The 26,473-nt window shown below is 34.1% G+C and carries 26 protein-coding genes and 1 riboswitch; of the genes, 16 read left to right on the forward strand and 10 right to left on the reverse strand.

Going from position 1 to position 26,473, the window contains the following annotated elements:
- Positions 1-110: 110 nt before the first annotated feature.
- The 6 genes from B3P23_RS17435 to B3P23_RS17460 form a co-directional block, all read right to left on the reverse strand.
- Positions 111-1,742, reverse strand: a complete 1,632-nt coding sequence (locus tag B3P23_RS17435) for a pyruvate dehydrogenase complex dihydrolipoamide acetyltransferase (protein WP_045753967.1) — start codon at positions 1,740-1,742, stop codon at positions 111-113.
- A 33-nt stretch (positions 1,743-1,775) separates the two neighbouring features.
- A complete protein-coding gene (gene pdhA, locus B3P23_RS17440; RefSeq protein ID WP_045753966.1) occupies positions 1,776-2,771 on the reverse strand; it encodes a pyruvate dehydrogenase (acetyl-transferring) E1 component subunit alpha in 996 nt (331 codons plus the stop codon).
- 241 nt (positions 2,772-3,012) lie between these two features.
- Positions 3,013-4,395, reverse strand: coding sequence for a histidine--tRNA ligase (gene hisS / locus B3P23_RS17445; protein ID WP_045753965.1), 1,383 nt, complete (start codon positions 4,393-4,395; stop codon positions 3,013-3,015).
- 52 nt (positions 4,396-4,447) lie between these two features.
- Positions 4,448-5,188, reverse strand: a complete 741-nt coding sequence (rnc, locus tag B3P23_RS17450; protein ID WP_045753964.1) for a ribonuclease III — start codon at positions 5,186-5,188, stop codon at positions 4,448-4,450.
- 77 nt (positions 5,189-5,265) lie between these two features.
- Positions 5,266-6,519 carry a beta-ketoacyl-ACP synthase II gene (fabF, locus tag B3P23_RS17455; protein ID WP_021192393.1) on the reverse strand — a complete coding sequence of 418 codons (1,254 nt, stop codon included), beginning with the start codon at positions 6,517-6,519 and terminating at the stop codon, positions 5,266-5,268.
- A 27-nt stretch (positions 6,520-6,546) separates the two neighbouring features.
- Positions 6,547-6,783: an acyl carrier protein gene (locus tag B3P23_RS17460; RefSeq protein WP_021192392.1), complete on the reverse strand. Its 237-nt coding sequence runs from the start codon at positions 6,781-6,783 to the stop codon at positions 6,547-6,549.
- A 271-nt stretch (positions 6,784-7,054) separates the two neighbouring features.
- Here B3P23_RS17460 and B3P23_RS17465 point away from each other — a divergent pair, with 271 nt between their 5' ends.
- The 4 genes from B3P23_RS17465 (at position 7,055) to B3P23_RS17480 (ending at position 11,781) form a co-directional block, all read left to right on the forward strand.
- On the forward strand, positions 7,055-7,549 hold the full coding sequence (locus B3P23_RS17465) for an IPExxxVDY family protein (protein ID WP_045753963.1): 495 nt from the start codon (positions 7,055-7,057) through the stop codon (positions 7,547-7,549).
- 130 nt (positions 7,550-7,679) lie between these two features.
- Complete coding sequence (gene pyk, locus B3P23_RS17470; RefSeq protein ID WP_045753962.1) at positions 7,680-9,107, forward strand: pyruvate kinase; 1,428 nt, start codon at positions 7,680-7,682, stop codon at positions 9,105-9,107.
- Positions 9,108-9,801: 694 nt separating this feature from the next.
- Entirely contained in the window at positions 9,802-11,073 is a 1,272-nt protein-coding gene (locus B3P23_RS17475) for an aminotransferase class I/II-fold pyridoxal phosphate-dependent enzyme (RefSeq protein WP_094771539.1), read from the forward strand.
- A gap of 72 nt (positions 11,074-11,145) precedes the next feature.
- On the forward strand, positions 11,146-11,781 hold the full coding sequence (locus B3P23_RS17480) for a TetR/AcrR family transcriptional regulator (protein WP_094771540.1): 636 nt from the start codon (positions 11,146-11,148) through the stop codon (positions 11,779-11,781).
- Between the two features lie 237 nt (positions 11,782-12,018).
- Here the strand turns inward: B3P23_RS17480 and B3P23_RS17485 are convergent, their stop codons facing one another.
- Complete coding sequence (locus B3P23_RS17485) at positions 12,019-12,384, reverse strand: hypothetical protein (RefSeq protein ID WP_293928418.1); 366 nt, start codon at positions 12,382-12,384, stop codon at positions 12,019-12,021.
- Between the two features lie 123 nt (positions 12,385-12,507).
- Between B3P23_RS17485 and B3P23_RS17490 the strand changes: the two genes are divergently transcribed.
- From B3P23_RS17490 to B3P23_RS17510, 5 genes are all read left to right on the forward strand, one after another.
- Entirely contained in the window at positions 12,508-14,340 is a 1,833-nt protein-coding gene (locus B3P23_RS17490) for a sensor histidine kinase (protein WP_045752578.1), read from the forward strand.
- Positions 14,341-14,399: 59 nt separating this feature from the next.
- Positions 14,400-15,089, forward strand: a complete 690-nt coding sequence (locus B3P23_RS17495; RefSeq protein WP_045752579.1) for a response regulator transcription factor — start codon at positions 14,400-14,402, stop codon at positions 15,087-15,089.
- Between the two features lie 173 nt (positions 15,090-15,262).
- Complete coding sequence (locus tag B3P23_RS17500; protein WP_293928419.1) at positions 15,263-15,919, forward strand: phosphatase PAP2 family protein; 657 nt, start codon at positions 15,263-15,265, stop codon at positions 15,917-15,919.
- Positions 15,920-15,994: 75 nt separating this feature from the next.
- A riboswitch (SAM riboswitch) is annotated at positions 15,995-16,099 on the forward strand.
- Between the two features lie 155 nt (positions 16,100-16,254).
- The gene (metE, locus tag B3P23_RS17505) at positions 16,255-18,567 is read left to right on the forward strand and encodes a 5-methyltetrahydropteroyltriglutamate--homocysteine S-methyltransferase (protein ID WP_293928420.1); all 2,313 of its coding nucleotides are present in this window, start codon (positions 16,255-16,257) and stop codon (positions 18,565-18,567) included.
- Positions 18,568-18,710: 143 nt separating this feature from the next.
- Positions 18,711-19,238, forward strand: a complete 528-nt coding sequence (locus B3P23_RS17510; RefSeq protein ID WP_045752582.1) for a DUF4833 domain-containing protein — start codon at positions 18,711-18,713, stop codon at positions 19,236-19,238.
- 245 nt (positions 19,239-19,483) lie between these two features.
- On the opposite strand, the gene B3P23_RS17515 is transcribed toward B3P23_RS17510, so the two are convergent.
- Together B3P23_RS17515 and B3P23_RS17520 are read right to left on the reverse strand one after the other, a co-directional pair.
- Positions 19,484-19,978, reverse strand: coding sequence for a hypothetical protein (locus B3P23_RS17515; RefSeq protein ID WP_045752583.1), 495 nt, complete (start codon positions 19,976-19,978; stop codon positions 19,484-19,486).
- A 333-nt stretch (positions 19,979-20,311) separates the two neighbouring features.
- Positions 20,312-20,683, reverse strand: a complete 372-nt coding sequence (locus tag B3P23_RS17520) for a hypothetical protein (RefSeq protein WP_045752584.1) — start codon at positions 20,681-20,683, stop codon at positions 20,312-20,314.
- Between the two features lie 175 nt (positions 20,684-20,858).
- Here B3P23_RS17520 and B3P23_RS17525 point away from each other — a divergent pair, with 175 nt between their 5' ends.
- Both B3P23_RS17525 and B3P23_RS17530 read left to right on the forward strand, forming a co-directional pair.
- Positions 20,859-21,257: a single-stranded DNA-binding protein gene (locus B3P23_RS17525; protein ID WP_045752585.1), complete on the forward strand. Its 399-nt coding sequence runs from the start codon at positions 20,859-20,861 to the stop codon at positions 21,255-21,257.
- Positions 21,258-21,323: 66 nt separating this feature from the next.
- Positions 21,324-21,503: a hypothetical protein gene (locus B3P23_RS17530; RefSeq protein WP_045752586.1), complete on the forward strand. Its 180-nt coding sequence runs from the start codon at positions 21,324-21,326 to the stop codon at positions 21,501-21,503.
- A 64-nt stretch (positions 21,504-21,567) separates the two neighbouring features.
- Here B3P23_RS17530 and B3P23_RS17535 read toward each other — a convergent pair whose 3' ends face one another.
- Complete coding sequence (locus B3P23_RS17535) at positions 21,568-22,227, reverse strand: helix-turn-helix domain-containing protein (protein ID WP_045752587.1); 660 nt, start codon at positions 22,225-22,227, stop codon at positions 21,568-21,570.
- Between the two features lie 90 nt (positions 22,228-22,317).
- Between B3P23_RS17535 and B3P23_RS17540 the strand changes: the two genes are divergently transcribed.
- From B3P23_RS17540 to B3P23_RS17560, 5 genes are read left to right on the forward strand one after another with little or no spacing between them, the layout of a single operon-like run.
- On the forward strand, positions 22,318-22,707 hold the full coding sequence (locus B3P23_RS17540) for a YbjN domain-containing protein (RefSeq protein ID WP_021192378.1): 390 nt from the start codon (positions 22,318-22,320) through the stop codon (positions 22,705-22,707).
- A 2-nt stretch (positions 22,708-22,709) separates the two neighbouring features.
- Complete coding sequence (locus B3P23_RS17545) at positions 22,710-23,420, forward strand: PspA/IM30 family protein (protein ID WP_248754938.1); 711 nt, start codon at positions 22,710-22,712, stop codon at positions 23,418-23,420.
- On the forward strand, positions 23,407-23,598 hold the full coding sequence (locus tag B3P23_RS17550; RefSeq protein WP_045752588.1) for a DUF4177 domain-containing protein: 192 nt from the start codon (positions 23,407-23,409) through the stop codon (positions 23,596-23,598). The genes B3P23_RS17545 and B3P23_RS17550 overlap by 14 nt, the downstream gene beginning before the upstream one ends.
- Positions 23,599-23,613: 15 nt before the next feature.
- Entirely contained in the window at positions 23,614-24,318 is a 705-nt protein-coding gene (locus B3P23_RS17555; protein WP_045752589.1) for an OB-fold-containig protein, read from the forward strand.
- Positions 24,319-24,327: 9 nt separating this feature from the next.
- Complete coding sequence (locus B3P23_RS17560) at positions 24,328-26,445, forward strand: flotillin family protein (protein ID WP_293928424.1); 2,118 nt, start codon at positions 24,328-24,330, stop codon at positions 26,443-26,445.
- The last annotated feature ends 28 nt before the right edge of the window (positions 26,446-26,473 follow it).

Here is a 26,473-nt window from a genome sequence, read left to right on the forward strand (position 1 = left end):
TAATGTATAAATGCTAAAATGCTGATTTTAGTACTAAAAAAAGAAAAAAACAATAAAAAAAGGTCACTTTATATAAAGTGACCTTTTCAATATAAGTATTCGAAGTAAGATTATGCTAATAATCTTACTGGATTTTCTAATAATGCTTTTAACGTTTGTAAGAATTGAGCACCTGTAGCACCATCCACTACACGGTGGTCACAACCTAAAGTCAACTTCATCACATTTCCAGGAACAACCGCACCATTCTTAACAACTGGTACTTGTTGAATTGCACCAACAGATAGGATTGCACCATCAGGAGAGTTGATAATTGATGTAAATTCATCAATACCAAACATACCCAAATTAGAAACTGTAAATGTTGAACCTTCCCAATCTGCTGGAGTTAATTTTTTAGTTTTAGCTTTTTGAGCGAAATCTTTAACTTCTGCAGAAATGTGAGATAATGATTTTCCATCGGCAAAACGTACAACAGGAACTAATAAGCCATCTTCAACAGCCATTGCGACACCAATATTTGTATGTTCATTAAAACGAATCTTATCACCTTTCCATGAAGAATTTACGGCAGGGTGTTTTTTCAAGGCAACTGCAACTGCTTTTACAACGATATCATTGAAAGAAACTTTTACTGGAGCCACTTCATTGATTTGTGTACGAGCAATCATTGCATTTTCCATATCAATACTTACCGTCAAGTAAAAATGTGGAGCAGTAAATAAGCTTTCACCTAAGCGACGCGCAATAGTTTTACGCATTTGAGAAACAGCAACTTCTGTATATCTTTCTTCACCTACAAAAGTTGGTAAAGTGATCGCTTTTGTTTCGGTAGCTACTGGAGCAGACGCAGCAGGAGCAGATTTAGCAGCTGGAACGTAAGATTCAACATCTTTTTTAACAATACGACCACCATCAGCAGATCCTTTTATCTCACTCAGATTGATCCCTTTATCTTTAGCAATTTTACGGGCTAAAGGAGATGCTTTCACTCGAGAATCATCAGCTACATCAGTAGATTTATTTTCAGTAGTTACAGGAGCCTCTTCTTTGGATTCTTCTTTTTTTACTTCTGCAGGAGCAGCTTGAGATGCAGACGCTGGCTTTTGATTTAACAATGGTGTTACATCTGTTCCAGCAGGACCTACAATAGCAATGATATCATTTACTTTAGCAGCTTCACCTGCTTCAAGACCTACATACAACAATGTACCGTCAGCATAAGCTGTCACTTCCATTGTCGCCTTATCAGTCTCTACATCAGCAATAGAATCATCAGATTTGATCGTGTCACCAACTTTAAAATTCCACTGTGCAATCACACCTTCAGTCATCGTATCACTCAACAAAGGCATAGTAATTACGGTAACACCTAAAGATTCCGGAGTCACATTAGATTGTGGAGCTGCTTCAGTTTCAGATGAATTAGAAGTTTCTACTTCCTTTTTCTCTGTTACTTCTTCAGTCTGAGGAGCATCACTTAATAATGCTTGAAAATCTTCTCCTGGTTCTCCAAGAATAGCGATAACAGCATCAATCGCAACTGCTTCACCTTCTTTTGGACCAATATATAAAAGCGTTCCTTCTTGGTATGATTCAAAATCCATAGTTGCTTTATCAGTTTCGATTTCAGCAACTAAATCACCAGAATTAACTTTATCACCAACTTGTTTGTGCCATTTTGCGATAACCCCTTCGGTCATGGTATCGCTCATTTTCGGCATTCTAACTACTTCAGCCATTGTATTTTATTTATCTAGTTAAAGTAACTTATATTAATCTAATATAAATGGATAATCCTCTTGAACGTACACATCTTTGTACAATTCATCAGCTGTAGGGAAAGGAGATTCTTCCGCAAATTTTACAGACTCATCTACAATACTTTTCACTTCAGCATCCACTTCAGCAAACCAAGCTTCATCAGCATAATTGTTTTCAACAATAGCATGCTTTGTCGCTAATAATGGATCACGCCCTTTATATTCTTCTAGTTCTTCTTTCGTACGGTATTTCGCAGGATCGGACATAGAGTGTCCTTTGTAACGGTATGTACGTATTTCTAAGAAAGTAGGTCCTTCACCAGCACGAGCACGTTGAACAGCTTCGTCCATTGCGTTGTGTACCGCTACTACATCCATACCATCTACTGGAGCACAAGGCATATCAAAACCTAAGCCCATTTTATAAATATCTTGCATATTGGTTGTACGTTGTACAGAAGTACCCATTGCGTAACCATTGTTTTCACAAACAAAAATTACTGGTAATTTCCACAACATGGCCATGTTCAAAGTTTCATTGAAAGCACCTTGACGAACAGCACCATCACCCATGTAACATACGTTAACATTATTTGTGCCCAAATATTTCTCAGCAAATGCGATACCAGCTCCTAACGGAATCTGACCACCGACAATACCATGGCCTCCCATCATCTTATGTTCTTTCGAAAAAAAGTGCATAGATCCACCTTTTCCTTTTGAACAACCTGTTGCTTTTCCAAACATCTCAGCCATACATTCATTTGCAGACACTCCTTTTGCTAAAGCATGTGCGTGATCACGGTAGGCTGTAATTAAAGAATCTTCAGGTTTAATTACAGACATGGTACCTGCTACTACTGCCTCTTGTCCAATGTACAAGTGACAGAAACCACGGATTTTTTGCTGTCCATAAAGTTGACCTGTTTTCTCTTCAAACTTACGCATAAGTAGCATAGATCTATACCACTCTAAATATGTCTCTTTTGTTATAGGTGTTGAACTCATTTCAAAGTTTTGAATTTCTTACTAATCTTGACTACAAATCTAATCAATTTGGGTGATATTTTGGTCAGAAAATCAAATTTTCTTCTCGTTTTAGACAGTTCTAAGACATTTGATTTAAACCACATAACAGGAAAGGCAAATAAATGACTGGCTTAATTTAGTAAATTAAAAAAAGAACAAACAAAAAAGCCAAAAGACATAATAATCTTTTGGCTTTTACTATTTTTTAACAAATTTGATTTTAGCTCAATTCAGCAATCAAAGTTGATTCATCAATTTTTCTTTGATCACCTGTTTGCATATCTTTTAATGAAAGCTGTCCAGAAGAAACCTCCTCATCACCGATTAACAAAACATATGGAATCCCTTTACTGTCCGCGTAACTCATTTGTTTTTTCAATTTTGCGGCTGTTGGATAAAGTTCCACAGCAACATTTGCTTGACGTAAGCGATTTAAAAGTGGCAATGTAAAGGACTCGGTCTCTTTATCAAAATTCACAATCAACAGTTTGGTATAATCTCCTTTAGCCTCTGGATAAAGATTCAACTCTTCTAGAACATCATAGATGCGATCGGCACCAAAAGACACACCAACGCCTGTTAACCCTTTTAACCCAAACATACCTGTCAAATCATCGTAGCGTCCTCCGCCTCCGATACTTCCCATAGCTACTTCATTGGTCTTAACCTCAAAAATGCATCCAGTATAATAATTTAAACCACGAGCTAAGGTAATATCCACCTCTACAAACTGCTGTAAAACTTCATTTGAAGAATCCAACTTAGAAATATAATCAAAAGTTTCTTCTATTTCAGCTACGCCCTTCAATCCAATTTCCGAATTTGACAGTACATGTTTTAGCGCCGACAATTTCTCTTCATTTGATCCTTCCAATAAAATAATTGGGCGTAAAATTTCCAAATCAGTTGTTGTAAAACCACGTTCTAATAATTCCTTGTTGACTCCTTCTAAACCGATCTTATCCAATTTATCGATCGCAACTGTCATATCGACAATAAGTTCCGGCTTACCAATAATTTCTGCAATACCTGAAAGAATCTTACGATTGTTGATTTTAATCGTAAAATCTTTCAATCCCAAATTTTTCAGTGCTTCATGATAGATCAACATAAACTCAGCTTCATTGAGTAGACTGGCAGAGCCCACAACATCTACATCACATTGGTAAAATTCACGATAACGACCTCTTTGAGGACGATCTGCACGCCATACAGGTTGAATTTGAAAACGCTTGAAAGGTAAGGAAATATCATTTTGATGCATGACAACGTAACGAGCAAACGGTACAGTAAGGTCATAACGAAGTGCCTTTTCAGAAATATGAGAAATTAATTTAATGGAAGATTTAGATTTAAATAGATCATCAGGAGCTTTACTCAAATAATCTCCCGAATTCAAAATCTTAAAAATTAACTGATCCCCCTCATCACCGTACTTTCCAGTAAGTGTCTGTAAATTTTCAAAAGAAGGAGTTTGAATTTCACTGTAACCATATTTTATAAAAACACGTTTAAGCGTATTGAAAATATAATTACGTTTAAGCATTTCGGCTGGTGAAAAATCACGCGTGCCTTTTGCTAAAGAAGGTTTTACTGTTGCCATTTGGCAAAGTTAATATTTAAGAAGGATTTTTTGAGGCTTCTAAGAAAAAAGCTTAGTCAAGTTCCAAAATTTTCAAATATTCACAAGCTTTTTCAGCAGCAGATTTTTCGGCACTTTTCTTATTGAAATCTTGTCCCAACCCACATACCTCGCCTTGGACAATAGCCTCTACAGAAAACATTTTACTCGATTCTCCTGGTGGATTTTCAATTTGATTGAAAACAACCTCCTTGCCATTATGTTGACACCATTCGATCAATCGGCTTTTAAAATTTGTTTCCGTTTGTTCCAATAAATGAATATCAACATGTGGCTTAATAATGCGATTTAACAGAAAATTTTTAGTAAAAACATAACCTTTATCTAAATAAACAGCACCGATAAGTGCTTCAAAAGCATCTCCTAGCAGAGAGCCTTGTTTATTAGGAAAACTGATCATTCTGGCATCAAACTGAATCAGTTCATTGAATCCCAATTTTCGGGAAAGTTGATTAAGATGGACACGACTAACAATTTTAGATCTCATTTCAGTCAAAAAACCTTCGTCTTTATAGGGATACTTTTTGAAAAGTAATTCAGCAACAACTGAACCCAAAATTGCATCGCCCAAAAATTCCAATCTTTCATTGCTGTTTTTTGAACCTTCCTTAATCACAACAGCTACAGACTTATGCCTAAAAGCCATTTGATAAAGTCGTATGTTTCCAGGGACAAAACCTAACAGGTTCTTGAGCTTTCTAACATAAGCTTTGTCAGCAGAAAAATATAATTTATAAATCCTTGAAAAAGGCATCTTAGTCTAAAAATGGGACAACAGGTATAAAGCACCTGTTGTATCCCAATTATTTTAATAACTTAAATAAAGTAATATTAAGCTTTGTATTTTTTCACAACAATAGTTGCATTGTGACCACCAAAGCCAAAAGTATTACTCATTGCAGCATTTACAATACGCTTTTGAGCTTTATTAAATGTGAAATTTAATCTGTTGTCCAATTCTGGATCATCTGTAAAATGATTAATAGTAGGCGGTACTATATCATTTTGAACAGCTAAAATAGAAGCAATAGTTTCAATCGCGCCAGCTGCACCTAAAAGGTGTCCAGTCATTGATTTTGTAGAACTAATGTTCAATTTATAAGCATGCTCACCAAACAAATCCACAATAGCTTTAGTTTCACTAATATCCCCTACCGGAGTAGAAGTGCCATGCACATTGATATAATCAATATCTGTGAAATCTAGTTCCGCATCATTGACAGCCATTGTCATTGCAAGTTTAGCACCTAAACCCTCTGGATGTGAAGCTGTGATATGATGTGCATCAGCGCTCATACCTCCACCCCCAATTTCAGCATAAATTTTAGCACCACGCGCTAATGCGTGTTCTAAACTTTCTAATATGATCGCACCAGACCCTTCACCAGAAACAAAACCATCACGATCTTTATCAAAAGGACGCGAAGCTGTTTTAGGATCATCATTTCTAGTTGACAATGCATGCATCGCATTAAATCCACCGATTCCAGCTTCATTAATAGTCGCTTCAGATCCACCTGTAACAATCACATCAGCTTTACCCATACGAATATAGTTAAAAGCATCAATCATCGCATTGGTTGCCGAAGCACATGCAGAGACAGCAGAAAAATTAGGTCCACGAAGTCCGTGACGCATAGAAATATGTCCCGGAGCAATATCGACAAGCATCTTTGGAATAAAGAAAGGATTGAAACGCGGTGTTCCATCCCCTTTTGCAAAATTGACAACTTCATCTGTAAAAGTTGTCAATCCCCCAATTCCTGATCCCCAGATTACTCCGATACGATTTGTATCTAAATTTTCAAAAATTAAACCAGCATCCTTGATTGCTTCATCAGATGATGCAATAGCATACTGTACAAAAGGATCTACTTTGCGAGCTTCCTTTCGATCCATAAATTCATGTGGATCGAACCCCTTCACTTCACAAGCGAATTGGGTTTTAAATTTTGACGCATCAAAATGCGTAATGGGAGCAGCACCGCTTACACCATCTAGTAAACTATTCCAATATTCTGAAACGGTATTACCAATTGGTGTAAGTGCGCCTAATCCTGTTACTACTACTCTTTTAAGCTCCATTTATACGATTTGGCCCAATTAAATTAGTTAGTTAACGTTTTTTTCTAAATAAGTGATTGCTTGTCCCACTGTACCAATAGTTTCAGCTTGGTCATCAGGTATTGCAACGTTGAATTCTTTCTCAAATTCCATGATTAACTCTACAGTATCAAGTGAATCTGCACCTAAATCATTAGTGAAAGAAGCTTCTGGTGTTACCTCGTTTTCGTCTACACCTAATTTTTCAACGATAATTGCCTTTACTCTTGAAGCGATATCTGACATGATTTTATAGTTTAATTGTTTAATAAATCTGTGCAAAGAAAAATAAATTTCATCAAATATAAAAATCCAATTGATTTTTAGATTGTCAAATTATTTTCCAGGTAGGTACAGTCATACCCGTAACTCGCTATAAACTAACCTTCTTCAAGTATAACAATAATTCCTAATATGTACAAACAAGAAGTCAATTAATTCAAATTTTACATTAAATTCACAGCATTTGCATCATTTTTTTGTATTTTCGTCAAGAACACAAGCATAAATTTTCACTTTGAATAACAAAACGATACTAAAATGGGACCTAGAATTTGATGCCGAACTTGACTTCGTACTCATCGCCATATCATGTCCTTTAAAAGATTACCGTCTCTGTCATTTTATCAACAAGGTGACCTTACTCGATTTTGTAAGAGGTAAAGAAGATAAGTTTGATCATAATCAAAAATTAAAACAAAAATCTGCTGAAGAATTAGAATATCACATCATTGTCGATCATCATAAAAAATCGATACAGCACTTCACTACTTTTTGGTACATAAACACCAAATTTCAAACTGAGTATTATTTAATCAACAATAAAAGTATAGAGGGAAGCCTGCTTATACCCGAACATGCCAATTTTGATTATTTTATTCTCATCAAAAATTTTATTGATGAAGACGATTTAGATCGGATCATAAAAAACATAAACAAAATACCCGAAGTTGTGTTTGTAAAAGAAATATCACCAAAAATATTGAAATCCAAAGAAAATCTGATATTTTAGCAAACTATTTAATAGTGTACAAGATACACGCCTTAAATCTAAATTATCCTCGTTAGTAAAAACGAGTTTTATAATTTCAAAAAAATGAAATTATATAAAAATAAAAATACATAGTAATAAAAAAATTAGAATGGAAAAAGTTCAAAAAAGGACTAAAATTGTTGCAACATTAGGTCCTGCATCTGCTGACAAACAAGTGTTAACAAATATGATTGCCAAAGGTGTAGACGTTTGTCGTCTTAACTTTTCTCACGGGAGTCAAGAGGATCACCTAAAAGTTATTGAAACCATTAAAGAGATTAATGAAGAAACAAATTTCAATGTCGCTATTTTAGCCGATTTACAAGGTCCTAAGATCCGTATCGGAAAAATGAAAGAAGGTGGTGCTATCCTTGTAAATGGATCACAGGTTGAAATTACTACACATGAATTAATCGGTGATGAAGAGAAAATTTACATCACATACGATAATTTCCCAAATGATGTTGAAGCAAATGAAATCATCCTATTAGATGATGGAAAATTGCAATTACGTGTTATAAACACAAATCATAAAGATACTGTTACTTGTGAAGTTGTACATGGTGGTGTACTTACTTCCCGTAAAGGTGTTAATTTACCAAACACAAAAGTTTCAATCCCTTCTTTAACAGAAGAAGATTTAGATAATTTAAATTTCGCCCTTGATCATGGTGCAGATTGGATCGCTATGTCATTTGTGCGTTCAGCAGAAGACATCTACCAATGTAAAAAAATCATTGCTGAAAAAGGAAGTCATGCACAAGTAATTGCAAAAATTGAAAAGCCTGAGGCTATCGAAAATATTGATGCTATCATTGAAGCTACTGATGCAATCATGGTAGCACGTGGTGACTTAGGTGTTGAAATGCCAATGGAAGAAGTACCAGGACTACAAAAAATTATTGTTCAGAAATGTCGTGATTTATCAAAACCTGTTATCATTGCAACTCAGATGTTAGAAAGTATGATCACAACTCCTCGTGCTACACGTGCGGAAGTTAATGATGTGGCTAATTCGGTTATTGATGGTGCTGATGCAGTGATGCTAAGTGGCGAAACATCTGTAGGTGAATTTCCAGAGATCGTTATCGAAACAATGAGCAAAATCATTATCCACGTGGAACAAACATCTTATCCATATTATAATGAGAAAGTTAGTGAGATTAGTGATGGAACTAAAATTCCTGATGCAATTTGTGCATCTTCAGTATATTTAGCTAAGAAAACAGATGCAGCGGCAATTGCTGTCTTAACATCGTCGGGTGCTACTGCATTTGAAATCGCAAGTTACAGACCTAATGCAGACATTATGGTATTTACAGGAACTAAAAAATTGTTACGTCAATTGAGTTTATTATGGGGTGTTAAAACCTTCATATACGACAAATTTGATAGTACTGACGGTTCTATTCACGATGTCAACAAATTTATTGTGAAAAACAACTATATCGCTCCAGGTTCGATTGTGATCAACACAGCATCGACACCTTTAATCGAAAAAGGAAAAACGAATACCATTCGTGTTTCTCAATTGTAATCAAAACAATATAAAAGATAAAAAAGCTCTCCAATATGGAGCGCTTTTTTTTTGCAATATACCTCAATTCTCTCCAATTCAAAATCTTATTCTTCTCAATTCAAAATACAATTAACACTGACGATCCCAAATAGTCATCAAATTTATTCATGAAGTGAAAGTAACGTGATTTGAACCTCACTCGTATTCATGTACATCTTGGAAAATGTTATTCACACCTATGATATCCAATTTAATAGGCTAATAAGTAGTTACATAAAGCAGAGATTTTTCATTTTTATTTCAAATAATAAAATGATTTTATTGATAGCAATTTACAATTATCTCCTATTTATGACAATTATATTGATTGAAATAATTGTAAATAAAAATTATTATCATTAATCAACAAAAGCAGAACAAAACTTTCATAATCAATAATTTACAAAAAAAACAATTTAATGAGCTTGTTTACTGAAAGATATGCTATTAAGATCTTTCTCTCATAAAAATAACTAGCATCCATGAAAGCATCAAACACTTCCGAAAATTGGCGCTATATAATTCATAAAAAAAGCATAAATTTCACTATAATTAGATTTTGATATTGTTATTAGCTAATTGTAAGTACTGACTATCAATCAGTAACTACCTAAAAGTTCTCAATAATTAGAAAAAGCATTTTAGTAATTACACTTCCCAAAAAAAGCTCACTATGATTAATCATAACATTGACTTCAACAAAGCTAGCTTCAAAGAATTTGAAAATATACCACATTACGATATTGTACAATCTGCAAACGCTTTCCAAGAATTTATAGATTACATGAGCGATCATGATCAAATGAATTTTAGATTTATTACAGCAGGATGTGGTCCAATTGTTCAAGTCAAAACACCATTTATGAAGGTAGCAAAAGAGTGTATCAGCTTAGTGTCCAATGACTACCTCAATTTTACACAACATCCTAAAGTGAAACAGGCTGCGATTGACGGGATTATGAAGTATGGTACAGGAGCCGGAGCATCTCCGCTTATTGGAGGGCACCACGAGTACCATGTGCAACTCGAAGATCAATTATCTAGTTTTTTTAATAGACAACGGGGATCATCAATTGTATATACAACAGGATATTCTGCAAATGCAGCAACTCTACAATGTTTATTAAAGGCGGAGGATTGTGCAATTGTTGACATGGAAGTACATGCAAGTGTTTATGAAGGCTTATTACGTACTAATACTAAACGCTTTCCACATAACAGTATGATTCATTTGGAACGAGCATTGGTCGATGCAGAAAATAAATATAGAACCAAATTAGTGATAATAGATGGCGTATACTCTCAAAATGGGGATTTAGCAAAAATCGACGAAATATATCATTTGTGCGAAAAATATGGTGCTTATTTAATGGTAGATGATGCACATGGGATCGGTGTAATAGGAGAAAACGGAAGGGGCTGTATGGAAATGTACAATTTATTAGATAAAGTCCATATTATCTCCGGTACCTTAAGCAAAGCGTTTGGGCACATTGGAGGATTTATTATTTCATCTCCCGAGATCATCAATTATTTACGTCACCAATCCCGCCAACAAGTATTTTCGTCCACCTCCACTCCCGCATCCAATGGGCTTATACAGGCTATAAAACTAATCGATGAAGAACCAGAATGGCGTACAAAATTAGCTGAAAATATTTCATATTTTAAAAAAGGTCTATTATCTTTAAATCTAAACATTGGAACGTCACAGTCTGCAATAATTCCTATAAAAATCGGTGATCCACACAAAACATCTCAAGTTGCAAGAATGCTTTTAGCTGCTGGTGTATATGCAAATTGTATTGTCTATCCTGGTGTTTCAAAAAAAGATGCCCGAATAAGAACAAGCTTAATGGCAACCCATACTAGAGAAAATTTGGACCACGTATTAAATGTACTTGAACAAATTGCGAAAAAAATTAATCTTACAAAGACCACATAAAATCAATCATTAAAGAAAATGATATATTTAAATTAACTTTGAACCTAATGTTTAACCACATACACAACTACCATGGCTAGAAAAACGTATCAGGGGGAGAAAAACGACAAAAGTAGAACAATGAATAAGCTCATTCATTCTGTCGGCATTGTTTTAGAAAAAAAAGGATATACAGGCTTAACAATTGCTAATATCGCCAGTACAGCAGGTGTCGATAGGAAGTTAATCTCTGTATATTTTGGAAGCGTTGAAAACCTAATTGAAACGTACATCAAAGGAAAAGATTATTGGGTAGAAGCGACAGCTGCCGCAGAACAAACATTAGCAAATTCTAAAGATGACAGTACGCGTTATTTTCTAGAAAAACTGTTATTGGAACAAATTCACTATTTTGCATTAAATGACGAAATGCAAAAAGTTGTTCTGTGGCAGATTAGTGAAAAGTCAGATATTATGTCCCATGTGACACAATCGAGAGAAAAAATGAGTTCGCTCTTCTTTCCATATTCTGACAAGGAATTAGCAGGTAAAAATGTAGACCTCCGAGCAGTTTCAAGTTTACTTGTAGCAGGTATTTACTATTTAGTATTACATACAAAAATGACTGATAGTACTTTTTGCGAGATCGATCTTACAACCGAAGAAGGTATGAATCGTATTAAGGAGGCTGTTAAGTTTATTTTAAAACAGACTTATGAGGCGGAATAATAATGAGCATTAATTTACGACAATAAAGAATCTAGTAGTGAGTAAGCACCTTTGTTCAACATTATCAATATATATAACCAAAATATCCTATTACTATTAAAATATAGGTAATTCCCATTATCCCTTAAGAACTAAAACAAAACATCACCATTCATATTATTTTGGTGGTGAATGAGTGAGTATGATTTATCATATAGAATAATATCAAATATATGTTCCAAAAGAAAAAATCAGTTACTACTTTTCTTTGGCATCCATTCTATTTTTTAACGGAGAATCCATTCGATGGATCAGACTATCTTGTAAAAATTTGACACTATCTGTTAATCCTTTATTTTTCAACTGAGGAATACTGTTTCGTATTGAAAACTCTGAATGTTCAATAGAATTTGGTATCTTAATTGCAGAATTTTCATCAAGCTTTTTATATTTCAAATGGTAATGAACATTTGAATCTTGCGGAATCTTTAAAAAAGGTGCTTTCGAATGGAATTTACTGTTATTTGAATTAATCTTCCCTTTCAAGGTATCCTTAGACATAATTTGTGCTCGTGTTAAAAAAAAGCAAATAGAAAAACAAAACAAGGTTAATATCTTCTTCATATTTTTCAACTATAAAAAATGTTAATCTAAATTAACCAATAGCATTTTAAAATGAAACAATAAGCTTGTTAAACATTGTTAAATGCCGTTAAATCAAAGAAAGCATTCCTATATTTGTAACAAATGAAGAAAAGTAGCATCGTTTTGATTATTAGCTTGATGACCCTCGCCTTATTGGGCGTTGCGGCTATGCAATTCTATTTTATTAGAGAATCATACCGCCAAAAATCACAGCTTTTTGATGAATCTGTTAATGCGTCTCTAACAGCTGTTGCCGGCAAAATAGAGCGTAGAGAAGTTATTGACTTTGCGAAAGTACAGCAACAAACGAATATTAAAAAATACCAGTTTGAGCAAGAGAAGCAGCGACATCTAGCCGAGCAGCTGAAACTTCAAAGAGAGTTAGAAAATCTCAGATCTGAGCAATATGCTATTAAAGAAAAATTTAAAGAAGCAGAAGATCAATTGAAAGAAACTTTCCCAAGTGTTATTTCAATTGAGAATTCATTTTATGAAACCTACATCAATAGAAAGAATAAAGAGAATGTATTGAGTATTGATGTTATTAAATATAATAGTCCAGACCATGTCGTAAAAGAATATGTTGAAATTGGCGCTACCAAATTTTTACCTCGAGTAAACGCAAAAGATGATAGTGCCCGATTTGTTATTCCAACGATAGACCCTGTCCTAAAGCAAGCTATTGAATACAAAATAGCGACTTTACCCCCAAGATCTAATAAACAAATCTCAAAAAAAATAATTGAACTTGAAGATCAACTCGAAAACATGAGTGGTCAAAATTTAATTGGTAATGGGAAAAATGTATTTGATACCATTGCTGCCATTGGTGGTAAAAAAAGCGGTATTATAGAAGATGTAGCTATCGGTATGGAGTTATCAAAGCGTCCCTTTCGAGAGCGTCTAAATATCAATCTCATTCAAAATTTATTAAAAGAGGAATTATCTGAACGCGATATCCACTACCCTTTCAACATTGAGGTTCGAGATAGCAGTAATATTGTTTTCCGAATACAAACCATCGATAATATTATCAAACCCAATAAAATAACGCGCTATTCAACGGCCCTATTTAAAGGTGATATTGGCTCGCCTCCTGGAAGACTAAGCGTTTATTTCCCGAGAAAGAGTACAATTATTGTCGATAATATGAGTTATTTGCTACTCCCAACTCTAGCTTTACTTTTTCTTTTAATCGGCTGTTTTGCATATACCTTACTCATCATATTCAAACAAAAAAAGGTTTCAGAAATGAAAACTGATTTCATAAACAATATGACGCACGAATTTAAAACTCCTGTCGCTACGATCATGATAGCCAGTGAGTCTCTACGTGATCCCGAAATCATATCAGATGAGCGTCGAGTAAAGCGACTTGCCAATATCATATATGATGAGAATGTTAGATTAGGCAATCATATTGAACGAGTCTTAGATATAGCCCGTCTCGAAAAAGAGACTTTAAAACTAGAAAAAACGCCTATCCATATTAATGATCTATTATCAGCAGTGCTGGATAGTATGCAGCTGCAATTACAAAAAGTAGGTGGTAAATTTGAACATCATTTTGACGCAAAAAACGATGTTGTAGTAGGTGATGAACTTCATTTATCAAATGTATTTTTCAATTTGGTGGACAATGCCATTAAATACAGTAAAGATAATCCACACATAACTGTTAAAACTAAAAATACAAAAGACAGCATTCACATAACAATTATTGATAATGGGATCGGAATGGCAAAGGATCATCTCTTAAAAATATTTGATCAATTTTACCGCATTCCAACAGGAAATGTCCACAATGTGAAAGGCTTTGGGTTAGGACTTTCATATGTGTACGATATTATCAAAAGAATGAATGGCAAAATTCAAGTAAAAAGTGACAAAGACAAGGGAACACAATTTGACATCGTATTACCTATAAAAAATTAAATTTAAATCGATATTAATTTCGTATATTATCATCAATATTCGAACAAAACCATAAGAATATGCAGAAGATATTATTAGCAGAAGACGATCCAAACTTAGGAGACTTATTAAAAGATTATTTAGAGCTTAAGGGAAAATTTGATGTTACCTTATGCACTGATGGTGAAGAGGCCGTCAATCAATTTCGCAAAAGCACATATGATCTATGTATCTTAGACGTCATGATGCCCAAAAAAGATGGCTTTACAGTCGGTAAAGAAATCAGGAAAATAAATACGACAACCCCGATCATATTTGCTACCGCAAAAGGCATGATGGAAGATAAGACAGAAGCTTTTGAACTTGGCGGCGATGATTACATCACAAAACCATTTCGAGTAGAAGAATTACTCCTTCGCATAAATGCGTTGCTCAAACGTGTTATAAGAGAAAAAGATGATCAGGTTGTGAGCGATAAATTTGAAATTGGAGAATACTTCTTTGATTATACCAGTCAGCAAATAGCCCACAAAGGTGTGCAGCAGAAGCTATCGACAAAAGAAGCCGAATTATTAAGGTTACTTTGTTTAAAAAAGAATGATGTACTGACAAGAGAAGAAGCACTTTTAAAAATCTGGCATGATGACAATTATTTCACAGGGAGAAGTATGGACGTTTTCTTAAGTAAACTGAGAAAATATCTACGAGATGATCCAAAAGTTGAGATTGTTAACGTACATGGAAAAGGCTATAAATTATTGGTCAGCTAATATACATTTACTCCGAATAATAAAGAGATGTTAAAACATCTCTTTTTGTTTATCTTGCTACAATGAAAATATCAATAACAATTTTTTTTATCCTTTCTATCTTTTGCTACTCTCCATCTCTTTATGCGCAAAGAGATACTTTACAAAAAAATAATGAAGATTTTGACACCAGTATGAGTCAAATAAATTATAAACAATTAATAGTACCCGCTGCTTTAATGACTTATGGCATAATCTCCTTAAACAGCCCATACCTCAAAAATAAAGATCAACAGATAAATAATTCCATAAACAATGATCCATCAAAAACATTCAAATTTGATAATGTCAGTGCTTTTATTCCTTCAGCAGCTGTTTACGGTCTCAATTTCCTAGGTGTCCCAAGTAAACATAACTTCAAAGAACGTCTAGCCATTAGTGCGATCGCTCATGCCATCACCTTATCTACGGTATACACGATCAAACAGACCACTCCTACTTTGAGACCAGATCGTGCTGATCATGAATCATTCCCATCCGGACATACTGCTGTCGCATTTACGGGAGCCGAGATGTTATGGCAAGAGTATAAAGATCAATCCATTTGGTACGGTATCGCAGGATACACAATAGCTGCGGGTACAGGGTACCTCAGAATGTACAATCAGAAACATTGGTTTTCGGATGTCGCTATGGGAGCAGGTATTGGTATCATGGGAACAAAAATAGCATACTGGCTATTACCCCTATTTGATAAACATTTGCAATCAAGAAAGACAAGTTACTTAACCATGGCAACTCCATTTTACAATGGGAAACAACTTGGTGTATCTGCTAATTTTCAATTTTAAGCCTTGATTTATTGTCATTTTGATATAAAAGTTACAAAATATTTGTTTTTATAAAACTAATTCCGATATTTACAGCGCTTATAGAGAAAGGCAGAGGGAATAGACCCAATGAAGCCTTAGCAACCTGTCGATTGACAAGGTGCTACATTCTACCCCATCAAAAAGTGGGAATGATAAGCTAGACACAAATATATCTTGTGCCCTCCTCTCTAAAAGCAATCAAAAAATTTAGTAAATAGATTCAAGAATTTTTGATCGTTTTTTATTTCAAATAAAAAAAATCCATCTAATTTCTTGCTTCGTTAAGGTTGAACAAATAAAATAATTTTATATTTATGTTACTAACGAACAACTTAGGTTACCCACGTGTAGGTGCCTTCCGCGAGTTGAAAAAGGCCAATGAAGCATATTGGGCTAAAAAAATCAGCGCGCAAGAATTATTGCAGGCTGGACTGAAAATCCGTGAAGGCAACTGGAAAACTCAAAAAGATGCTGGCATCGATTTGATCCCTTCAAATGATTTTTCATTTTATGACCAAGTATTAGACTTGACTCTAACTGTAGGTGCTATTCCAGCACAATACCAATCACTCTTAAACAACGAAGATAAAGGATACAATTTGGACCTTTACTTTGCAATGGCGCGTGGTTTTCAACAAGATGGCGTTGATGTAACGGCAATGGAAATGACAAAATGGTTTGATACTAACTACCATTACATTGTTCCAGAATTCGTAAAAAATCAAGAATTCAAATTGACTTCAGAGAAATTCTTAAACGAATACAATGAAGCAAAATCTTTAGGTATCGAAACTAAGCCTGTATTAATCGGCCCAATCTCATACTTATTATTAGGTAAAGAAAAAGAATCTGGTTTCAATCGTATCGATCTAATCGATAAGTTGGTTCCCGTATATGAAGAAATCTTAGGCAAATTGGCTGCTGCTGGTGCAAAATATGTACAAATTGACGAGCCATTTTTAGCTTTAGATATCGATGATGCAACACGTGCTTTATACACTAGTGTATTTACTAAATTAGCTGCTGCTGCTCAAGACATCAAAATTATTGTAACGACTTATTTCGAGGCATTACGTGACAACGAAGAAACCGCTCTAAACTTACCAGTTTATGCTGTTCATGTTGATCTAGTAAGAGGTGAAAATCAACTCGACACTATATTAGCTAAAGTTCCTGCTACATTAACACTTTCATTAGGTGTTGTTGAAGGACGTAACATTTGGAAAAATGATTACGAAAAATCTTTAGCACAAATCAAAAAAGCGGTTGATGCTCTAGGCAAAGACCGTGTATTAGTAGGACCTTCAAGTTCCTTATTACATGTACCTTTTGATTTAGACAATGAGGATAACGAAGAATCATTGCCTAAAGAAGTTAAAAATTGGTTAGCATTTGCTAAGCAAAAATTAGCAGAGGTAAAAGATCTAGCGATCTTAGCTGAAGGTGAAGTAGATGCAAAAACTGCGGAGCGTTTCGAAGCTAATAAAGCTGCTGCAGAAGACCGTCGTACATCTTCTTTAATTCACAAACCGGAAGTCAAAGAGCGTACTGCAAACATCACTGACGACGACGCAAAACGCACATCTTCATTCGCTGCTCGTAAAGAAGCACAGCAAGCTAAATTTAACCTTCCAGCATTCCCAACTACGACAATTGGTTCATTTCCACAAACAAAAGATGTCCGTAAATGGAGAGCTGATTTGAAAAAAGGTGCAATTACTCAAGAACAATATGACAAAGAAATCGCAGAGGAGACAGAAAGAACAATCCGTCTTCAAGAGCAATTAGATATCGATGTATTAGTTCATGGTGAATTCGAACGTAATGACATGGTTGAGTATTTCGGAGAGCAATTAGCGGGTTATGCCTTCACTAAGAATGGTTGGGTACAATCATATGGCTCACGTTGTGTAAAGCCTCCTGTTATTTATGGTGATGTTTACCGTCCTGCTGATATGACTGTTCGTTGGTCTTCATACGCCCAAACTTTGACTAACCGTCCGGTAAAAGGGATGTTAACAGGTCCAGTAACGATCTTACAATGGTCATTCGTACGTAACGATCAACCACGTTCTACCACAACTTATCAGATTGCATTAGCAATTTTGGATGAAGTACAAGCATTAGAAAAAGCAGGTATAAAAATTATTCAAATCGATGAACCAGCAATTCGTGAAGGTCTTCCGTTGCGTAAAGCCGATCATCAACAATATTTAGATTGGGCTGTGCGTTCATTCCGTGTTTCATCTTCTAATGTAGATGACGATACACAGATTCACACACATATGTGCTACTCTGAATTCAATGATATCATCGAAGATATCGCTGCAATGGACGCTGATGTAATTACCATCGAGACTTCTCGCTCACAAATGGAATTATTGGATGCATTTGCGGCTGACTTTAAATATCCAAACGATATTGGACCAGGTGTATATGACATCCACTCTCCTCGTGTACCGAGTACAGAAGAAATGGTTGAGTTATTGCACAAAGCTAAAGCTGTAGTTCCTGCAGAACAACTTTGGGTGAATCCTGATTGTGGTTTAAAAACACGTGCTTGGCCAGAAACTAAAGCTGCTTTAGAAGCGATGGTTGAAGCTGCCAAAATCTTAAGAGCTGAATAAGTTTAGCGTTTTAGAATTATAAATATAAAAGATCCTGAAGTAATTTTACTTCGGGATCTTTTTTTTACAAAAAAATAATACGCTCTATCTATTTCTTTAACACAGAAAGATTAATTTTACTGTAATCAAAAAAAGTGTATATCATGAAAATTTTAAGCTGGTTTTTCTGTTTGCTGTTTTTTTCATCTATCTATATCTATGCACAAGAAGGTTATCCGATCCCTCCTTTCAAATCTAACACCCTTTTTTATATTCAACATAGCGAAGGCCATAACACTTATGTATATGAAGCCAATATGATTGATAAACAGCATCTCAATGCCAACATTCCTATCAATAACTATCGAATTTTGTATGATAAAGGAGGAGAAATTAAACCTTTAACGAGTATTCAACAAAAATTCGCATACGGAATCATTTCAAAAAATTTAGAGAACAATATAGTTGAGTTTGAGATTGTGTCTTATAAAAATCAACCGCTATATCTTAAGGTCGATAAAGCAGGTAAACCCTATGTAGAAACCACATTAAATGGACACAAATTTAATCTACATCGTATTTTTATCAAACAAAAGGAAGGAACGTCTGGTCTAGGGACACGAGTCGATTATCTCTTGTTTTACGGAATAGACCACAAAGGCAATAAAGTCCGAGAGAAATTAGTGCCGTAATTGATTTTTAGAAAGCAATCTCGTCACCTTATCATACTCAATGCTTTATTGCATCAGACTTTCTATTTTAATGAGTTTGTACCTCTTCAATGAAAAGAAGATAATACGTTTTATATGACGATGATGCATGATGATATTTAAAGCGTATACCCTTCTTTAATTCAATGGAAGGATATACGTCTAGTACTTTTTTTATTATAGTCACAATTTGTTGAATTTGTCCATACATTAGAACGTGCAACCTATCATTTCGTTATTTTTTGTTTACGTCCTATTTTCCGTTTTCCTTTAATTCGATCTTCAATATCTTTGATCGTGGCCAACATCTCAGTATCAACATTTTCCAATCTAACCAATTTTAATACTTTTAAGGCTTTTTTAAATTTTTTAAGTTTTTCCAATATGAGTACTCTTTTTAATAGAAATAATGAAGGTGAAACTCCAGGAATTGTTAGAGCAAACTCAATTGTTTTTTCAGCCTCTTCATATGCATTGGTATCAATCAAAGTCTGTATATAAGGTTGATAAATTTCCAAAGCATATAAATTATGTACTAACGCTTCTTGAAAATATTTCTTTGCTTGTTCAAAATCAAACAATTGTTCAGCATGAAGCCTCCCCATCAGGCATAGCGCCATCGTATTTGATTCGTCATAAGATAGGGCATATGACAAAGATTCTATCGTATTTTCCAGGTAATATGGATAATTATCCAATGCCTGTAACACATATTTATTCATAAAATATATTGCATCAATTCTCAAAAGATCCTGACATAAACGATGTTTATATCAGAAACAGTAATTAATAAAAGATCATCTTATATACTTCGACTTCCGAAATATATAAGACATCATGAATTACTCGAACATTGTCGAGACCAAAATAAAGTCAAAAGAGGAGTAACTACGAGAAAAAAGTATTCTGAAGAATATTCCCAAGATCCTTCTTTTGGATTGAAGTCGGGTTATTTAATATAGCAAACATATTCTTATATTTTTAATTGTGAATACCAAATTGATATGCAAAAATTTAAAACAAAATTGAAATTTCAAAATAAATTTTTCAAGAAACTATTTAGGTACGCGTTTTACGATCAACAATAAATTATTTTCCAGTAACAAATAGCCATATTCGTAAATAAAATAATAAGTCTGTCCTTTTACATTGGTGAAATTATGAGTATGATATTTTAAATCAAAGCCCTGCAACAACATCTTTTCCTTGCTTATTTTGAGCATCCCCTCCTCTCCCAGGACTTCTTGTAGAATACGTCTATTCTTACGTAATGTATGATTGATCTTTCTAATCAAGTTAGTGTGATCACTATTTTGCCTATAATTATAGCTATTGCGACAGGCATCATCACAAAATCTTTTATCAGACCTACCTATTAGTGTCTTTTTACATTCTAGACAACTTTTTAAATTAATTTCTTCTTCCATAAATCTCAAAATAAACGACAACAAACGTTTACAAACGACTATAGTCGACTACAAACGTTTAATCACCGACTAAAACTCGCTTTACGTTTCATCTTTGCTTCTGTTCCTCAAGAATAATTCGAAGGAAAGCAAGTATTTAAGTTAAACATTTTTACAAACATTTAAAAGTAAAGTTATGAGTACATTAAGAAACAAAGTCCAACTGATCGGTCATATAGGTGCTGATCCAATTATTAAGACAAGTACGAACGGAACAAAAGTTTCATCGATTCGATTAGCCACAAAAGATCTATTTAAAAACAAAAATGGAGATTGGGTAGACGAAACCCAATGGCATACATTAGTAGTATGGGGTAACATCAATAACATGATTGAAAAGCAGTGTCAGAAAGGAACTCAAATCCTAGCTGAAGGCAAAATTGTCTATCGCGAATATGAAGATAATAATGGTGATAAAAGACAGGTCACTGAAATTAAAGTGGGCAATATTGTGGTGATGAATAAATCCAGATCAGCTCAAGCTAGCAACACAATCATGGTAGAAGAAATCCTCGAAGAAGATTTACCATTTTAAAGAAATAAATAGTAGAAACAAACTTTTTAGTCTTAATAATTGTTCTTTATTAAAATTCAATATATTATGAAAAGAATATTTCCATTCACGTTGATCGTGTTAACTTGCCTTTCTTTATCCAGCTGTTCGGTCATTGAAGGCATTTTTAAAGCAGGAGTTTGGTCAGGTATAATCATCGTTGTTGTTGTTGTAGCTTTAGTAATATGGCTACTTGCTAAACTTTTTGGTGGCGGCAGTAAAAACTAACATAGATTACAAAATATGTCTAAAGGTATCTTTAGGCATATTTTGTAATATGATTATTAAACGACTAAACTTTTTCAAACTTTCCATACAATTTCCAGTAATACTTAATATCAGGTAAGGAAAACAAACTACTTTTCCAAGAATTAAGGATCAGAGATATCTGTTCCCCGTTTTGTTCATACTTTCCGATAAAAACTTCCTCTTTAGACAAGAACAGACCTAAATTATGGTGAAGAAGATGAAGAGATTCTATTTCAATACCTTCAAAAATTAATATACTCTGTTCTTTAACCTCCAATTCCAATGGAGCGGCAATCAATTCTGAAAATTCAATGGCTAAAAACTTATGCTTACTTTGAATAGGAAGTTGAAGTTGCTCTGCACCCTCTATCTGATTTAACAAGTCATTATTATTCATCATAACTTCTCGTGTCAGTAAAGGAATACTTGCTAATTTTTTTATGCCATTTGTTACAATCGCGGGTTCAAAATAATCGCTAAAATTTAAAATTTGATTGACGGAAAGATTCTCCTGAATTAAACTTTGGAGCGGAATGCCAAAATAATTAGCAATTACCATTACAGTTTCGATCTTAGGCTCAGCCCTTAATTCTTCATAAGACGAAATATTACCCCTACTTAGATTAAATAAATCAGCAAATGCTTGTTGACTCAATCCTCTTACCTTTCTTAATTTCTTTATATTATTACCAATATTTGTCATTATCAAAAAAATTAAAATTTTTTGCAAAATATTTTTGCAAAAATATTATCTTTATGCAAAGAATATATGCAATATATAAAAAACTAAATTATGTACTTCTCAAAAATTGAAAATTTTATTAGCAATATCGGATATGATATCTTTTATAAAGATGAAAAAGAAGGTGTTTTCATTATTCAAAATGAATTAGACGGCATTCACAATTTAATTGTAGGCATCGCTAATCCAATTTTAATTTTTGAACAATACTTATTTACTATTTCCAATGAAAGTATGGAATTGTTCAAATCACTACTGATTAAGAATAGGGATATGATCCATGGGGGTTTTGCTCTAACAGAAGATGGTAAAAAAGTAATTTTTAGATATACGCTGCAAATCAGCAATATTGATCAAAATGAATTTGATGCTGCAATCAATTCCTTAAGCTTATTAATAAGTGAGTACTACAATCAATTAATTAACTTCTCAAAATTATAGTAATGATGAATATTTTTAAAAGAATTTTTAGGATTGGTCAAGCGGAAATACACGCTGTGGTTGAAAAAATGGAAGACCCAATCAAAATGACGGAACAAGGTATCCGCGAAATGAAAGATGATTTAGAACAAGCTTTGGAGGCATATGCCAAAGTTAAAGCTTTAGCAATTCGTACTAAAAGCAATTTTGAGAAAAAACAAGAAGAATCAACTGTCTTCGAAGGAAAGGCTATTCTCTTATTGAAAAAAGCACAAAATGGAGAACTTTCAATTGATAAAGCTGAAAACTTAGCAAAAGAAGCTCTAGTATTAAAAAACCAATTCATAGCAGAAGCTACAGAATTAGAAAAACAAAGTATAATCCATCTTCAATCAGCAGATGAATTGCATAAAAATGTAGATATTCTCAAGTTTAACATTTCGAAATGGGAAAGCGAATTGGCGACCTTAAAAGCTCGTGTGAAAGTATCTAATGCCGCTAAAATGGTCAATAAACAATTGGCAAATATTGATTCCAATAGCACCATATCTATGCTAGAACGAATGAAAGTCAAAGTAGAGGAAGATGAAGCTTTAGCAAAAGCATATGGTGAAATTGCACATGCCAACAAATCGATTATTGATGAAATCAACGAAACAATTTCAAATAAGGACTCCGTCAATGACGAATTACAAGCTCTAAAATTAAAACTAAAAAACGATGAGAAGATTTGAATATAAAACTATCAAGATTGAACCCAAAGGTTTTTGGGGGACAAAACTTGACGAAGCTAAAATCGATGAAATACTGAACGAGCTAGGTAGCCAGGGCTGGGAACTGGTATCCATGCAAGATTTGGAATTGGGAGGAAATTCTTGGTCATTTCACTACACATTCAAAAGAGAACTTTAACAAAACTAACCAATTATGAGCGAATTATTTAACCTACTTTTCAATCCAGTATCCAACGGCATTATGACTGTACTGACAGGAATTTCGCTATTATATTGGTTAATTATGTCTTTTGCAGGTGATGGATTACACCTCTTTGATGGTGACGTTGATCTTGATGGCCATATAGACGCAACTGCTGATGTCACAGATGTGGACAGTTCTCAAGATTTACATCATCATTCAGATACACAGACGCATACAGAACCATCTTTTTTCGCAAAAGCAATGGATTTCATTAATGTTGGCAAAGTTCCTATTATGATCATCGTTACACTTTTCAAATTTATTGGATGGATCATTACGATCATTTCTTCCATATTTTTAAATACTGCCACATGGGGTCTGAAATCAATTTTCATTCTAATACCCATATTCTTCATCACATTTATATGCATGCATTTTTTTACCAAACCATTAGTAAAACTATTTAATAACATTGGCTATCATGGGGAAGAACCAATTGATTTTCTTGGAAGAATGGGAAAAATGAAAGCAACAATAGAAGGTAAAAAACTGGGGTCAGCAGAATTTTTGATCGAAAGAGATCCTATTCGTCTTTATGTAGAAAGCTTAAATGGGGAAAAAATCGAATACGGAGATGACGTCATTATTGTTGATGAATCAAAAGACAAAAAAATATATTACGTAACAAAAGAAATAACCATTCACAATATTTAATTATTAACCATGCAGTTACAAACTCTTTTATTTATAGATGGGATAACAGGTCTCATCCTCTTGATTGTAGGAATTATAGTATTATTAATTTTTGCATTTTTCATTGTATTAAGTGCTTTTTACAAAAAGATTCCACAAGGAAAAGCAATAGTAAGAACAGGTATCGGGGGTACCAATGTGGCTTTCAATAAAGGGATGTATGTTATCCCTGTTTTTCACAAAATGGAGATTATGGACATTTCTGTAAAGAAAATCGAAATATCCAGAATGCAACATGATGGTTTAATCTGTAAGGATAATATTCGTGCTGATATCAAAGTAGCATTTTTCGTTCGTGTCAACAAGTCTGTTGATGATGTAATCAGTGTTGCTCAAAATTTGGGATGTGAACGTGCAAGTGATCCCGATACCTTAAAGAGTATTTTTGAATCTAAATTTTCAGAAGCACTAAAGACTGTTGGAAAAAAATTCGACTTCATTGAACTATACGAAGCTCGTCGCGAATTTAGAAATGAAATATTAAACATTATAGGAACAGATTTAAACGGATACATTCTAGACGATTGTGCAATAGATTATCTAGAACAAACAGAACTAAAATTTTTAAGTCCTGATAATATTTTAGATTCACAAGGTATTCGTAAAATCACTGAACTTACTGCCGCACAAAATATTCACGCCAATCTTATACGCCGTGACGAAGAGAAAGTAATTAAAAAACAAAATGTTGAAACTCGTGAGGCAATACTTGAGCTAGATCGCCAATTGGCAGAAAAAGAAGAGAAACAACGTCGTGAAATCGATAACATTAAAGCTCGTGAAGATGCTGAAATAACAAAAGTTAGAGAAGAGGAACGTCTAAAATCAGAAACTGTTCGGATCTCTACTGAAGAGCAATTAGCTATTCAAGAAGAAAATAAGCTTCGCCAGATTATCATTGCAGAGAAAAATAAACTACGTACTGATGCTGTTGAAACTGAACGCGTGGAAAAAGATCGTGCATTAGAAGAAACAGAGAGAATTCGAATTGTCACATTAGCACAAATTGATAAAGAGCGTTCAATTGAAATCGAGAAGAAAAATATTCAAAATGTAATTAAAGAACGTGTTCAACTTGAAAAAGGTGTTGTAGAAGAACAACAAGGAGTCAAAGATATCGAGGTGTTCCGTGAAGTTGAACGTAAAAAACAAGCTGGTGTTATTGCAGCTTCACAAGAGGCCGAAGAACGTTTAATTTCAACTGTTAAAGCGGCTGAGGCAGATAAGATAGCATCTGAACAAAAGGCGGAGCAAGATGTTATATTTGCTGAATCAAGGAGAAAAGTTGCAGAGAAAAAAGCACAAGAATTACTAATAGATGCTGATGCGAAAAAAGAAGCATCCGTAAAAGAAGCAGAAGGCCGGAAGATTATTGCAGAAGCACAAGCAAAAGAAGATGCTGCTTTAGGATTATCGGAGGCTGAAGTAATGATAGCAAAAGCAGAAGCTACCCAAATCCAAGGTACAGCTGAGGCATCTATTATTGAGAAAAAAGCAGAAGCGAACCGTAAGCAAGGCTTAATGGAAGCAGAGGTAACGCGTGAAAAAGCGATTGCTGAAGCTACAGGAATTCAAGAAAAAGCGGAGGCCATGAAAAAATTAGATGGTGTTGGAAAAGATCATGAAGAATTTAAGTTACAATTACAAAAAGAAAAAGATATTGAATTGGCCCACATAGGCATTCAAAAAGATATTGCGGCATCACAAGCATCTGTATTAGCAGAAGCTTTAAAAACTGCAAAAATTGATATTGTGGGCGGTGAGACTATGTTTTTTGAAAATATTGTCCGTCAAGTATCTACTTCCAAAGGTTTTGACCATTTAATCAACAATTCAAAACATGCCACAGACATCAAAAACTCGTTGTTGGGTCCAGATGGAAAAGGTGATCTTGCTGAAAAAGTGCGTGGCTTAGCGGATAAATATGGGATATCCTCCAATGATATCAAAAATCTAACCATCTCTGCTGCTTTGGTACAATTGCAACAAGCAGCCAAAAATGCTGACGATAGTGAAGATAGCAATTTCATCAACTCGCTATTCGGCTTAGCCAAAAACTTAGGGATATCCAATAAAAAGTTGATCTAATTTTTTCTCAAATCTGTCAACTTGAAAA

Origin of the sequence: Sphingobacterium sp. UBA6320 (assembly GCF_002440335.1) — a bacterium.
Lineage (GTDB): Bacteria > Bacteroidota > Bacteroidia > Sphingobacteriales > Sphingobacteriaceae > Sphingobacterium.

Bases quoted from the DNA above. Each gene is read 5' to 3' on its own strand.
- rnc (WP_045753964.1), bottom strand. From the start codon at position 5,188: ATGCCTTTTTCAAGGATTTATAAATTATATTTTTCTGCTGACAAAGCT.
- B3P23_RS17510 (WP_045752582.1), top strand. From the start codon at position 18,711: ATGAAAATTTTAAGCTGGTTTTTCTGTTTGCTGTTTTTTTCATCTATC.
- B3P23_RS17555 (WP_045752589.1), top strand. From the start codon at position 23,614: ATGAGCGAATTATTTAACCTACTTTTCAATCCAGTATCCAACGGCATT.
- B3P23_RS17460 (WP_021192392.1), bottom strand. From the start codon at position 6,783: ATGTCAGATATCGCTTCAAGAGTAAAGGCAATTATCGTTGAAAAATTA.
- B3P23_RS17535 (WP_045752587.1), bottom strand. From the start codon at position 22,227: ATGACAAATATTGGTAATAATATAAAGAAATTAAGAAAGGTAAGAGGA.
- B3P23_RS17515 (WP_045752583.1), bottom strand. From the start codon at position 19,978: ATGAATAAATATGTGTTACAGGCATTGGATAATTATCCATATTACCTG.
- pyk (WP_045753962.1), top strand. From the start codon at position 7,680: ATGGAAAAAGTTCAAAAAAGGACTAAAATTGTTGCAACATTAGGTCCT.
- B3P23_RS17550 (WP_045752588.1), top strand. From the start codon at position 23,407: ATGAGAAGATTTGAATATAAAACTATCAAGATTGAACCCAAAGGTTTT.
- B3P23_RS17475 (WP_094771539.1), top strand. From the start codon at position 9,802: ATGATTAATCATAACATTGACTTCAACAAAGCTAGCTTCAAAGAATTT.
- pdhA (WP_045753966.1), bottom strand. From the start codon at position 2,771: ATGAGTTCAACACCTATAACAAAAGAGACATATTTAGAGTGGTATAGA.
- B3P23_RS17490 (WP_045752578.1), top strand. From the start codon at position 12,508: ATGAAGAAAAGTAGCATCGTTTTGATTATTAGCTTGATGACCCTCGCC.
- B3P23_RS17480 (WP_094771540.1), top strand. From the start codon at position 11,146: ATGGCTAGAAAAACGTATCAGGGGGAGAAAAACGACAAAAGTAGAACA.
- B3P23_RS17495 (WP_045752579.1), top strand. From the start codon at position 14,400: ATGCAGAAGATATTATTAGCAGAAGACGATCCAAACTTAGGAGACTTA.
- B3P23_RS17540 (WP_021192378.1), top strand. From the start codon at position 22,318: ATGTACTTCTCAAAAATTGAAAATTTTATTAGCAATATCGGATATGAT.
- fabF (WP_021192393.1), bottom strand. From the start codon at position 6,519: ATGGAGCTTAAAAGAGTAGTAGTAACAGGATTAGGCGCACTTACACCA.
- B3P23_RS17500 (WP_293928419.1), top strand. From the start codon at position 15,263: ATGAGTCAAATAAATTATAAACAATTAATAGTACCCGCTGCTTTAATG.
- hisS (WP_045753965.1), bottom strand. From the start codon at position 4,395: ATGGCAACAGTAAAACCTTCTTTAGCAAAAGGCACGCGTGATTTTTCA.
- B3P23_RS17545 (WP_248754938.1), top strand. From the start codon at position 22,710: ATGATGAATATTTTTAAAAGAATTTTTAGGATTGGTCAAGCGGAAATA.
- B3P23_RS17520 (WP_045752584.1), bottom strand. From the start codon at position 20,683: ATGGAAGAAGAAATTAATTTAAAAAGTTGTCTAGAATGTAAAAAGACA.
- B3P23_RS17485 (WP_293928418.1), bottom strand. From the start codon at position 12,384: ATGAAGAAGATATTAACCTTGTTTTGTTTTTCTATTTGCTTTTTTTTA.
- metE (WP_293928420.1), top strand. From the start codon at position 16,255: ATGTTACTAACGAACAACTTAGGTTACCCACGTGTAGGTGCCTTCCGC.
- B3P23_RS17525 (WP_045752585.1), top strand. From the start codon at position 20,859: ATGAGTACATTAAGAAACAAAGTCCAACTGATCGGTCATATAGGTGCT.
- B3P23_RS17530 (WP_045752586.1), top strand. From the start codon at position 21,324: ATGAAAAGAATATTTCCATTCACGTTGATCGTGTTAACTTGCCTTTCT.
- B3P23_RS17560 (WP_293928424.1), top strand. From the start codon at position 24,328: ATGCAGTTACAAACTCTTTTATTTATAGATGGGATAACAGGTCTCATC.
- B3P23_RS17435 (WP_045753967.1), bottom strand. From the start codon at position 1,742: ATGGCTGAAGTAGTTAGAATGCCGAAAATGAGCGATACCATGACCGAA.